At 64.0% G+C, this 10,318-nt stretch carries 13 protein-coding genes; 9 read left to right on the top strand and 4 right to left on the bottom strand.

Features of this window, described 5'->3' with window-relative positions:
• The 8 genes from WCE35_RS02815 to WCE35_RS02780 form a co-directional block, all read left to right on the top strand.
• Positions 1-834, top strand: an 834-nt coding sequence (locus WCE35_RS02815; RefSeq protein ID WP_424591820.1) for an MFS transporter, incomplete at its 5' end; no start/stop codon positions are given.
• A 252-nt stretch (positions 835-1,086) separates the two neighbouring features.
• Complete coding sequence (locus tag WCE35_RS02810) at positions 1,087-1,296, top strand: hypothetical protein (protein ID WP_424591819.1); 210 nt, start codon at positions 1,087-1,089, stop codon at positions 1,294-1,296.
• A 173-nt stretch (positions 1,297-1,469) separates the two neighbouring features.
• Positions 1,470-2,033 carry a sigma-70 family RNA polymerase sigma factor gene (locus tag WCE35_RS02805; RefSeq protein WP_424591822.1) on the top strand — a complete coding sequence of 188 codons (564 nt, stop codon included), beginning with the start codon at positions 1,470-1,472 and terminating at the stop codon, positions 2,031-2,033.
• Complete coding sequence (locus WCE35_RS02800; RefSeq protein WP_424591818.1) at positions 2,030-2,707, top strand: hypothetical protein; 678 nt, start codon at positions 2,030-2,032, stop codon at positions 2,705-2,707. Before WCE35_RS02805 ends, WCE35_RS02800 begins: the two co-directional genes overlap by 4 nt.
• A gap of 817 nt (positions 2,708-3,524) precedes the next feature.
• The gene (locus WCE35_RS02795; RefSeq protein WP_424591821.1) at positions 3,525-4,439 is read left to right on the top strand and encodes a S8 family serine peptidase; all 915 of its coding nucleotides are present in this window, start codon (positions 3,525-3,527) and stop codon (positions 4,437-4,439) included.
• 114 nt (positions 4,440-4,553) lie between these two features.
• Positions 4,554-4,850: a hypothetical protein gene (locus WCE35_RS02790; protein ID WP_424591817.1), complete on the top strand. Its 297-nt coding sequence runs from the start codon at positions 4,554-4,556 to the stop codon at positions 4,848-4,850.
• 282 nt (positions 4,851-5,132) lie between these two features.
• Entirely contained in the window at positions 5,133-5,756 is a 624-nt protein-coding gene (locus tag WCE35_RS02785; protein ID WP_424591816.1) for an antibiotic biosynthesis monooxygenase family protein, read from the top strand.
• A 155-nt stretch (positions 5,757-5,911) separates the two neighbouring features.
• A complete protein-coding gene (locus tag WCE35_RS02780; protein WP_424591815.1) occupies positions 5,912-6,739 on the top strand; it encodes a hypothetical protein in 828 nt (275 codons plus the stop codon).
• Positions 6,740-6,812: 73 nt separating this feature from the next.
• On the opposite strand, the gene WCE35_RS02775 is transcribed toward WCE35_RS02780, so the two are convergent.
• Positions 6,813-7,430 carry a flavin reductase family protein gene (locus WCE35_RS02775; protein ID WP_424591814.1) on the bottom strand — a complete coding sequence of 206 codons (618 nt, stop codon included), beginning with the start codon at positions 7,428-7,430 and terminating at the stop codon, positions 6,813-6,815.
• A 201-nt stretch (positions 7,431-7,631) separates the two neighbouring features.
• Here WCE35_RS02775 and WCE35_RS02770 point away from each other — a divergent pair, with 201 nt between their 5' ends.
• The gene (locus WCE35_RS02770) at positions 7,632-8,105 is read left to right on the top strand and encodes a GyrI-like domain-containing protein (RefSeq protein ID WP_424591813.1); all 474 of its coding nucleotides are present in this window, start codon (positions 7,632-7,634) and stop codon (positions 8,103-8,105) included.
• 132 nt (positions 8,106-8,237) lie between these two features.
• Here the strand turns inward: WCE35_RS02770 and WCE35_RS02765 are convergent, their stop codons facing one another.
• From WCE35_RS02765 to WCE35_RS02755, 3 genes are all read right to left on the bottom strand, one after another.
• A complete protein-coding gene (locus WCE35_RS02765) occupies positions 8,238-9,158 on the bottom strand; it encodes an outer membrane protein (protein ID WP_424591812.1) in 921 nt (306 codons plus the stop codon).
• Between the two features lie 159 nt (positions 9,159-9,317).
• Positions 9,318-10,079, bottom strand: a complete 762-nt coding sequence (locus tag WCE35_RS02760) for an ABC transporter ATP-binding protein (protein ID WP_424591811.1) — start codon at positions 10,077-10,079, stop codon at positions 9,318-9,320.
• Positions 10,076-10,318 (bottom strand): iron chelate uptake ABC transporter family permease subunit (locus WCE35_RS02755; protein WP_424591810.1); only part of this gene is annotated, 243 nt, incomplete at its 5' end. The genes WCE35_RS02755 and WCE35_RS02760, both read right to left, overlap by 4 nt.

Below are 10,318 nucleotides of genomic sequence, written 5' to 3'. Positions count from 1 at the left end.
GGCCTCAATTTGCTGCCGTGGACGGTCGTCGCGGCCCTGGTCGGGGTCGGCTCGATCTCGATGACGCTTTACCTGATCCATGCCAGGCGAACGGGATCGCCGGTGCTGGATTTCGCGCTGCTGCGCTTGCCGACGATGCGGGCCAGCATTATCGGCGGATTCCTGTTCCGGCTCGGCATCGGCGCGCTGCCGTTCCTGCTGCCGCTGCTGATGCAGGTCGGCTTCGGCCTCTCGCCGTTCCAGTCCGGCCTCGTGACCTTTGCCTCCGCCGTCGGCGCCATGGGCATGAAGACGCTTGCCGCGCGGATCATCCGCACCTTCGGCTTCCGCAACTTGATGACCGTCAACGCCGTCGTCAGCTCGGTCTTCCTGGCCGCCTGCGCGCTGTTCACCGTGACGACACCGCTGCTCCTGATCATGATCATCCTGCTGGTCGGCGGATTCTTCCGCTCGCTGCAGTTCACCGCGATCAACACCGTCGCCTATGCCGAGGTCGAACCGGCGCAGATGAGCCGCGCCACCACGCTGGTCAGCGTCAACCAGCAACTGGCGATTTCCGCCGGCGTCGCGGTCGGCGCGTTCTCGGTGGAATCCACCATGATGTGGCGTCACGCCGATGAGCTGACGGCGGACGTGTTTGGCCCGGCCTTCATCGTGGTCGCAATCATCTCGGCGGTTTCCGCCTGGTTCTTCTGGCAAATGCCCGACGACGCCGGGCACGAAATTTCCGGGCGCAAGGCGGTCGAGATTTCCAGCCGCAAGGGCGCGGCGAAAGCCGCGGCCAAAGCCGCCAGCGAGACGACGGAAGACGCCCGCGATCAGCGGCTGGGATAGCTGGTTCGGGACTCTCTCCCGATCATCGCAAATGACGCTCTCATGACGTGCGTTCGCGCCCCGCGGCGCGATGCACCCGAGTCGTGCATGAAATCCCGTGAAAACACCGGGCGGGGAATGCCGGCTGCCCGTCGCACCTGCCGCCTCGTTTGCACTGCGAATGTGATTGGCGTCACAGCCGCCTCCGTGCAGGCGGCGCATGCTGCGGGCCATCAAAGGTGACTGCGATGAGCCAACCGACAGGAGGGTGCCATGACCGGAACCCCAGCCATGCTGCAGGAATCACGAGGAAGCGCGCACCGCGAGGCCATGCCGCGCAACGAACGACTTACCGACCGACCCTTCGGTCTTGATCTCTACCGCTCCCGCGAGTCGCGGCGGCGCCACCGCGTGCTCATGAGCGCGCGGCATGTCGCCGAGCTGTTCGCCTGTCACGGCGATCGCGGCGCACGCCTGCATTGAAGGAGGCGTCGTTGCCGGTCGGGCATGCGCTTTGATCCACTTCATTGGCATGTCCTGACCTGTCGATCGGAAACGCGCCGCGGGGACCGGCAGGAAAACCTGGATGAGGTGCCATGAACCAGATGCAACGCCGATACGTCTTACTGCCCGGCAAGTCCGGGTGCCGTGCTGCCATGGACGGGCCTGTTTCGGACGATCAACTCATCGCGCGAATAGCCGGCGCCGACGCCATCGCGCTGGAGGCCCTCTATGTGCGGTATCAGGCCCGCATCTTTCGTTTCATCGCACGGATCGTCCGCGACGAGGCCGCGGCCGAGGACCTCACCAACGAGGTGTTCGTCGATGTCTGGCGGCATGCGCGCGGCTACGAGGCGCGGTCCTCGGTCAATACCTGGCTGCTGTCGATCGCCCACAACCGCGCCATCAGCGCGCTCAGGAAGCGGCGCGAGGAACCATCGGATGACGAACGGACGGCAGCCCTCCGCGACGACGCGGACGATCCGGAGACAGCCGCGCAAAAGAACGACAAGAGCCGGTTGCTTCGTCGGTGCATCGATGCGCTTCCGGTCGAGTATCGCGAGATCGTCGACCTCGTCTACTATCACGAATTGTCGGTCGCCGAGGCAAGCGCCGTCGTGGGCATACCGGAAGGCACGGTCAAGACCAGAATGTTCAATGCGCGAAAGCGGCTTTCGGAACTGCTGAAGGACGCCGGCGTGGATCGAGGATGGCCATGAGCAACGCAATCACCCCGCATTCCAGAGATGAAGAAATCGAGCTGCTGCTGCCGTTTTACGTCACCGGACGGCTCGATCGTGCCGATGCCGAGCGGATCGACGTGCATATCAGCCAACGTCCGGAGGCCTCGAACCTGCTCTCACTGATCCGCGAAGAGCGCGCCAGCGCTGTCACGGCCAACCAGGCGTTCGCGGCCCGCCCGGCGCGCAGTTTCCAACGCGTGGCGGCCACCATCGCGATGATGCCCGTGCGGACGACCGGTCCCGACGAGCGGCTGTGGGACAGGATCAAACGCCTCTTCGAAATGCCGGAGTCGCCGATGCGGGGCTGGATCGGCGCCGCCGCCGCGCTGGTTATCGTCGTGCAGGGCACCGCCATCGCGACGCTGGTCGCGACGCAGTACTTCCCGACCTTTACGGCGGCATCCGGTGGCCGCGAGGCCACCGGGTCCGGAACCATGGTGGTCGTGCGCTTTGCCGATGGCGCCACGACATCGGCGGTCACGGACCTGCTCGCGAGGCTCGGCATGGCCATTGTCGACGGCCCCAGGAGCGGCGGATTGTTTACGGTGCGGCTCGGCCCGAGCAGCATGAACGAAGTCGAGCGCGATCAGGCGATCGCCGACCTGAGGGCGCAGGGCGACGTGGTGGCGTTTGTGACACGCCTGCCTTGAGTCGACAGCTGCCGGTGTCGTTGCTGCATGAAGGGAGCTCGCGATGTTTTTTCGGACCCTGTGCTGCCGTGGAACTGGTATCGCCAAGTCGCGCCGTCCCGGATGGATCGGCCCTGCCGCCGTGTCCGTCCTGGCGTCCCTGCTGCTGGCCGTCGGCGGGAGCGGCGAGGCCGAGGCTTTCCCGGCTCGGCGGATGTCGGGCCCCTTCATGGCCCGCCACGGCAATCCCGGCGGCAACGTGCTACGGCGCGTGATCGAAAGAAACCACGGCGAGCGTCGCCATGGCGGGCAGCCCGACGACTTGCCGGAAAGCCATCGAGGTCGCGACGGAGCAGGCAACGACCATCGGCCGCCGCGGCCCGGCGACGGGAGCCCCTCGCCCCCATCCGGCAGCGACGGGCAAAATAATCGCCCCGCCCATGTCGTTTGTATCGCCGGACGCATGCGCGAGGGACGTTGCGAATGCGGACCACAGGCGGGGCAACGGTTCGGTGACAGGATTTTCATGTGCGGCAGCCCGCGTATCCCGATCGGGCCGTCGATCGCACCGGCAGGCTTCACCGGAGCGGGACTGTCGCCGCCGCCAGGCGTTTCCCAACCTGCCCCCGCGCCTCGATTGCCGCCAGGCCCGAGCGGTTCGCCGGTGTACGTGCCGGACGAAGTCGTTGTCAGCGTCAAGAGCGCAACCCCGGAAGCGGTTGACGACGCGGTCGGCCGCAGCCACGACCTGCAAACGCTTGAGCGGCGCAACATCGATTCGCTCGGCCGCCGCCTCGTGCGCTATCGGGTGCCTGACGGAAGGCCGCTGACGACGGTGATGGGCGAGCTGCAAGCCGACCCGCGCGTCCTCGCCCTGCAACCGAACTACTATTACCACCAACAACAGGGGAGCGCGGCGGCGGACAACGGCTTGCAATATGCCCTCGTCAGGCTGGATGTCGCCCGCGCGCAGGCGATCGCGCTTGGCAGCGGAGCGCTGATTGCGATCGTCGACTCCGGTATCGACAACACGCATCCCGATCTGATCGGCTCGGTCGTGGACACATTTGCCGGCGCGTCCGCGGCGAGCGCCGACCCGCACGGCACGGAAATTTCCGGGATCATCTCGGCTCACGGTATCGTGCGCGGAATCGCTCCGGAAGCAAAGCTGCTCGACGTGCGCGTTTTTGCGCCGGGGCGCCATGGCCTCGCGGTTGCGACCAGCTTCAACGTCGTGCGCGGAATCGACTGGGCGCTGTCGAAGCATGCCCGCGTGATCAACATGAGCTTTGCCGGCCCTCGCGATTCATTGCTGGAGGAGAGCATCAAGGCGGCCGCCGCCAGCGGCGCGATCAGCGTGGCTGCGGCCGGCAATGGCGGGCCGCAGGCCGCCCCGGCCTATCCGGCTGCATATCCCGGCGTGATTGCGGTCACCGCGACGGACGTCGCCGACCGCCTGTATTCGCAGGCCAACCGCGGCAGCTATATTGCGGTTGCCGCTCCGGGAGTCGACGTGCTGGCGCCGTCCGGCGATCATGCGCATCAGCTTCTCTCCGGTACCTCCTATGCAGCCGCGCACGTCAGCGGCATCATTGCGCTGATGATCGAACGCTACCCGACGCTCGATGCCGCTACCACGCGTCTCGCGCTCGCAGCCGCGGCCGTCGATCTGGGTACCCCCGGTCGCGATGACCAGTTCGGTGCCGGGCGCGTCAACGCCTTCGCAACGCTGCGCGCGGTCGCCGGTCAGTGAAGCGAATTCTGCCGCACCAGCCGACATCCGAAATCGCAAAACCAAATCCCTGCTCACCGCGTCTACCTGTTTGCGATGGCCGATGGTCGGCATCGACAAAGAGGGAGAACTGACATGAAACTCAAGATCATCACTGCGACCGCGCTCGCGATTCTCTTCGCCGCGCCGGCGTCCGCTGGCCCATTGAACAACATCTGGCACCACCAGCAGGTCCGCATCGGCAACGGCATTGCCAGCGGAAGGCTCACGCCCGTCGAGGCGATCGGGCTCGAGGCGCGGGAAGCCTTCATCAGGGGCGAGGCGCGGTTCCTGAGAGCTACCGGCGGCGGCCTCAGCCCTGCCGAGAAGGGGTTCCTCCGCTCGCAACTCGCCGCGGCGAGCGGTGCGATCCGCTACCACAAGCACAATTGACCGCGTTCCCGATCGCGCCGGTTTCATCTGCCGGCGCGATCCGCCCAAGGCCTTTGATGTGCCAAGGGCGTCTCCCTCGAACATCCGCCTTATTGCACATTCAGGTCAGGCGGCGTGCGAGGGCCGAACCGTGCCGGAACCCGGACTTGCCGCTTCACGGCCGCATCGCTGACGCGCCCAGCCGCGGCAAGAAAGTTCGTCAACCGGGCTTCCAAGGCGCCGTATCACTCAGCTCCGATTCCGGGTACTGGTGGGGCGCTCACGCGCCCCATGGAGCCTTGGATGATTGGGTTGTTCTTCGAAGTCATGCCGCGGCCGGACCACGAGCAGGCCTATTTCGACATCGCCGCCGGTCTTCGGCCTGAACTCGACAAGAACCCCGGCCTTCTTTTCATCGATCGATTCAAGAGCCTCGATCGGCCACGCATCGTGCTTTCGCACTCTCACTGGCGCGACGAGGCAAGTCTTGCCGGCTGGCGGACGCACGCAAAACATCATGTTGCGCAGATCGCCGGGCGACAGCGGCATTTTGAGGACTACCGCCTGCGCATCGGCCAACTGCTCTGTGAGTGGCTGCCCGGGGCCGGTGGCCTGCGCCGTTTCGAAACCACCAACAGCTACAACGACCCGGCATTGCAACAAGAGCGGTTTATGCTTGCTTCCACCGCCACGACGCCGGTCGAGGCCGGATCTGAAAGCGAAGTGCTGTCGAGCGTCTCGCGCGAGCGCGAATACATCATCCTGACACCGATCCGGTCGCTTGCAGACGGGCTTCACGCGGTCGAGCAGCGCTCGCTGACGGGTGCCATGACGTCGGCCCGGTTGTATCTGGTATCGCGCGACTATGGCATGTACGACCGGAAAGAGGCCCCGCAATACTATCCGCCAGTCAACCGGGATCACTGACCGCGCAGGCCGTGACATGGCCGCCATCAAAGTCCGCTGCAAGCGGGTACCCGGCGGACCGGGGCCACCGTGAGGCAAAACGCCGGTTAACACGGGTTTCAATTTCATGCTACAGGGCGGTTTCTCGATGCTGTGTCTTCGAACCGGGAATGATAATGCGCTTTCGCTGGTGGATCTTCGCCGTTGCAAATCTTTTCCTGGCAGCCCCTTCGGTTGCCGAGCAATCCCCTGGTGGCCGGTTTTCGGTGCATGGGGAGGCGGCAGCTATGGCGCGTTATGCCGCTGGATATCTTGTAGCGCCGCATCTCGCCGATGGTTTGCCGGACGGCCAAGCAACGTTCATGCCCCACATCACGCTTGTCGCGAACGACAGCGAACGCGAGGAACCGGATATCGACATGTACGCGTTGATGTCGGGGAAATGCACCACCCTCAAGATCGCCGGACGCAATTTCGCATGTCGGGCCGTTGCCTATTTTCATAGCCAGCAAGGCCGCGCAAATTTTACAATTGTTCTCGATGACCCGGCGGACGCCAGCCATATCATCTCGTTTTCGGGCGAAAATAGCCGGAGGGAACAGGATAACGTATATGAGCTGCAAGTCGACCGGATGCTGCTGAACTCCAAGGACCGGCCGAAGGTCGATGGCCTGCCCGTGCCGTTCGTCGAATCGTCGGATGGAATCTGCAAGCAGCTCGGGATCATCGCGACGCGGCGGGTTTCCAGCATTTCCTGTGCCGCGACGGATAAAAATGGCAAAAAGTACGAGCTGCAGTTCGAATCCGACGGCTCACCGATCGCATTGCGAAGGATCAGGCAATCGTCTCTCTCGGCGGAGAAGCATCGCGCCAAGCGGGTCGAGCAGCTCGAATGCCGTCGCAAGGCCGATGTTGCCAAGATCCTGCCCAGAGACTGGACGGCCTACATCATTCGGTGTCTGGCGGACGATGGTCAGGGGCTTCCGACGCCCGAGCAACAGTGAAGCGGCGCCGCCGGTTTCGTGATGCTTGATCCGGCTTTGCCGCGCTTGCCCATTCCGCCCGACAAGCTTCATTCTAGGCACCAGGCGCCCCCTCGGCCGGCGGGAACTCGATTCGGTCGTCGGTCCGGCAGTAGCGATCTGCGAACATGCGGCCGACCGGATGATACCGGTCCATGCGCACGCGCATGGCGTCGCGATCCCACAATTCGTCACGGATGTGGAAATTCAAACCCTCGCCGAGAATGAGCTGCCGGTTGCCGTTCACGTCGATCGTCTTCCAGGTCTTGCACTCCATCGCCCATGGCGCGTCGGCCAGTCGCGGCACCGCGACCTTCGTCGAGGGCGCGAGCCTCAGGCCGAGATAGCCGGGCTCGCCGATTTCGGGCGGAAAGTCGCCGCTGGAGTCGTGCATCGCCCGCGCCAACGGCTCGTCGGCGATGTTGACCACGAACTCTCCGGTACGCTGGATGTTGACCAGCGTGTCCTTGACCCGGCCATCGGGCCGAAGGTTGACGGCGAACATGCAGAGCGGCGGATCCTCGCAGAACGCGTTGAAGAAGCTGTACGGCGCGGCGTTGACCACGCCGGCAGGCCCGATTGTCGTCACCCAGGCGATCGGCCGCGGCACGACGAATCCGGTCAGCACCTTGTAGCGCTCGCGGGATGTGAGATCGTTCGGAGCGTATTCCATTGTGCATTCCCTGTTTGACCGGCATCTTCCGGGTGGTTCACAATCCGGCCTGGATATTCCCGGTTTTCCCGGCCCACTGCAATGAAGTCTGTCGGAAGACAACGCCGCCGAGTGCAGCCGCCTGATCCGCTGGCGCGGCCGGTTTCCGTGGCGACAGGTTGATGCCGTGGACTGGTGCTGCCACCTGGAAGGACCGTATCGGTGACATACGAAATTGTGGTGGAAGCCGCGCAGCCGGAGCTGTTGGCGGCAGTCCGGGCCAAAGTGCCGATCGGCGGTGTCGCCGTAGCATGGAAGCCTGCTCTCGATCAGGTGTGGGCCTTCCTGAAAGCGAATGGCGCTTTGCGCCCGGGCCACAATTTTTTCCTCTATCACCACCCCGAACGCCGGAGCGAGCCGATGAATGTCGACTTCGGTGTCCAGGTGGCGCGCCGGTTCGAACGGCAGGGCAACGTGCAATGCGTCACGACGCCGGCCGGCGAGGTCGCAAGGACCGTTCATGTCGGTCCCTATGATCGCTTGGGCGACGCCCACGATGCCATCCATGCCTGGTGCGCCGCGAACAACCGGACCATCGCGCGGGCGTCCTGGGAAATCTACGGCGACTGGAACAACGATCCGGCGCGGCTCGAGACAACGATCAAATATTTGCTGAGGGGCGGCGCGGCGGATTAGATCATGATCCGATCAGATTGAATCGGACCATGATCTTGTCTCTCTATTGAGCATGATCTCCGCGCAAACGCTTCGCGTTTGTCGCAAGGGAAATCGCCGGTTCCGATATCCTCGCGTGGGCTTGACGCGAAATCAGTATTTCGCAACGACCGGCGTGGCCCAATCCAATTTGTAGTTCAAGCCGACCCGCACGATATTGTCTCGTTCGCGAACCGAGCTGTTCCAGTTGTAGCCAGGACCCACGGCCGCGGGCGGGACAGCCGCAACCAGCGGCGATCTGAACGACTGCGTCCCGAGATCGACATAAAGATACTCGGCCTTCACCGACCAGTTGGGAGCGAAGGCGTATTCGGCGCCAGCGCCGACCACCCATCCGACCCTGATCTGAGAGTCGGAACCGATATGAACCGCGCCGTTGAAGACCGGATTACCCCGGAATGGCACGGCAGCGAACGTGACGTTGGTATCCGAATGGACGTCTGCCACCGCCAAGCCGCCGGTGCCGTAAAGGAAGACGCCATTGAAGTCGAAACCCGCGCGCCCCCGAAAAGTAGCAAACGAATCCAAACGGCTGGACACATGTTCCGTGTGGGCCGCATTGGTGAAACCACGATTGCCGAGACTTGGGAAAGCAGCATAGGCGGCATCGACGGTCGTTCTTTGGCCGATCCATTGCCAGTCGGCCTCAACACCGAAAACAAACCGGCCATTTTGTTGATTGCAACCAACCTGTCCGCCGATCAATCCTCCCGACGGATGGCTGTTATAAGTGTGGCTCAGCGCCGCGACATCGATCAGGAAGGCTCCAGTGCCCGCGACATTTGGCGGAGCCGCCTGACCTGGCGGATTGAGATAGCTACCTGACGGCGCAAGGGAATAACGATTGTCGCCGCCAATCCAACCCGCATTTCCACCGATGTAGCACCCGGTCCAGGAAGCAGTTGGGGTGGCGATCGGAAATGCCTTTACAGGCATATCGGCGGCAGATGCCGCGCCGATACCGAGGAGCGCGCTCGTTGCCATGGCGTTCAAAAGCAGTTTTGGATTTTTCATTCGTGCACCCGTTGAACTCGACCCCGGTTCGATCATACCAAGGGCATAGGGTGTCGTCGTTCGATTTTTGCAACCAGTGCGCGAATTACTGCTGTTGTTGCAGAAATAGCACCGCGGTGCGCCAGGTGAATTCGTTGAGACAGCTCACCGGACCTCGCCCTAACCCGGAATGAATGCCATGCCGGCCGCATCGCCTATCGCCAGAATGGGTGCGCCATACAGCGCTTCGAGCCGCTCGCGCGTGAGTATCTGCTTCACAGGCCCTTCGGCGAGACGGTCGCCGCCGCGCAGCAGATAGGCCCGGTCGGCGGCGCGCAGCGCATGATTGGGATCATGGGTCGTGAAGAGGATGCCGAGGCCGGAGCGCGCCAGCGCCCGGATCTCGCGCATGACCTTGCCCTGGTTTCCAAAGTCGAGATTGGCGGTCGGCTCGTCCAGCACGATGAATTTGGGCTGCTGGGCCAGCGCGCGCGCCAGCAACACCAACTGGCGTTCACCGCCCGAGATCATGGTGTAGGGCCGTTGCGCCAGCGCCGCTATACCGAGGCGGTCGAGCATCGCCGCGGCTACCATGCGGTCCTCCCGGGTGGGACGGGCAAACAGATCGCCATAGGCCGTGCGCCCCATCAGGACCACCGCTTCCACGGAGAACGCGAAGGTTGCGACGTGGGTTTGCGGCACATAGGCGATCAGCCGGGCGCGTTCCCGCACCGTGTAGGACGTCAATGCCGCGCCATCGAGCCGCACCTCGCCCGCCTTTGGCGTCAACAGTCCGAGCAGCGTCTTGAGCAGCGTGGTCTTGCCGCCGCCATTCGGTCCCAACAGCGCCAGCACCTCGCCCTTCGCGAGCCGGACATCGAGCCCGACACCGACGACGCGGTCCTGATAGCCGATGGTGAGCGCGCGGCCCTCGAGAATCATGACCAGTTCTTTTGCACGCTGGCGAGCAGCCAGATGAAGAACGGCGTACCGATCACGGCGGTCAGAATGCCGAGCGGAATCTCGACCTGCGCCATGGTGCGCGCCAGGGTGTCGATCAGCAGAAGATATCCGCCGCCGAGAATGGCCGCGGCCGGCAGCAGCCGCGCAAAATCAGGGCCGACCAGCGAGCGTGCAAGATGCGGCACAACCAGTCCGACCCAGCCGATGATGCCGGCGGT

Source organism: Bradyrhizobium sp., from assembly GCF_049691595.1.
In the GTDB taxonomy this organism is placed as follows: Bacteria; Pseudomonadota; Alphaproteobacteria; order Rhizobiales; family Xanthobacteraceae; genus Bradyrhizobium.
This window is presented reverse-complemented; position numbering and strand designations above follow the sequence as displayed.

Bases quoted from the DNA above. Each gene is read 5' to 3' on its own strand.
- WCE35_RS02765 (WP_424591812.1), bottom strand. From the start codon at position 9,158: ATGAAAAATCCAAAACTGCTTTTGAACGCCATGGCAACGAGCGCGCTC.
- WCE35_RS02800 (WP_424591818.1), top strand. From the start codon at position 2,030: ATGAGCAACGCAATCACCCCGCATTCCAGAGATGAAGAAATCGAGCTG.
- WCE35_RS02785 (WP_424591816.1), top strand. From the start codon at position 5,133: ATGATTGGGTTGTTCTTCGAAGTCATGCCGCGGCCGGACCACGAGCAG.
- WCE35_RS02760 (WP_424591811.1), bottom strand. From the start codon at position 10,079: ATGATTCTCGAGGGCCGCGCGCTCACCATCGGCTATCAGGACCGCGTC.
- WCE35_RS02780 (WP_424591815.1), top strand. From the start codon at position 5,912: ATGCGCTTTCGCTGGTGGATCTTCGCCGTTGCAAATCTTTTCCTGGCA.
- WCE35_RS02790 (WP_424591817.1), top strand. From the start codon at position 4,554: ATGAAACTCAAGATCATCACTGCGACCGCGCTCGCGATTCTCTTCGCC.
- WCE35_RS02810 (WP_424591819.1), top strand. From the start codon at position 1,087: ATGACCGGAACCCCAGCCATGCTGCAGGAATCACGAGGAAGCGCGCAC.
- WCE35_RS02775 (WP_424591814.1), bottom strand. From the start codon at position 7,430: ATGGAATACGCTCCGAACGATCTCACATCCCGCGAGCGCTACAAGGTG.
- WCE35_RS02805 (WP_424591822.1), top strand. From the start codon at position 1,470: ATGGACGGGCCTGTTTCGGACGATCAACTCATCGCGCGAATAGCCGGC.
- WCE35_RS02795 (WP_424591821.1), top strand. From the start codon at position 3,525: ATGGGCGAGCTGCAAGCCGACCCGCGCGTCCTCGCCCTGCAACCGAAC.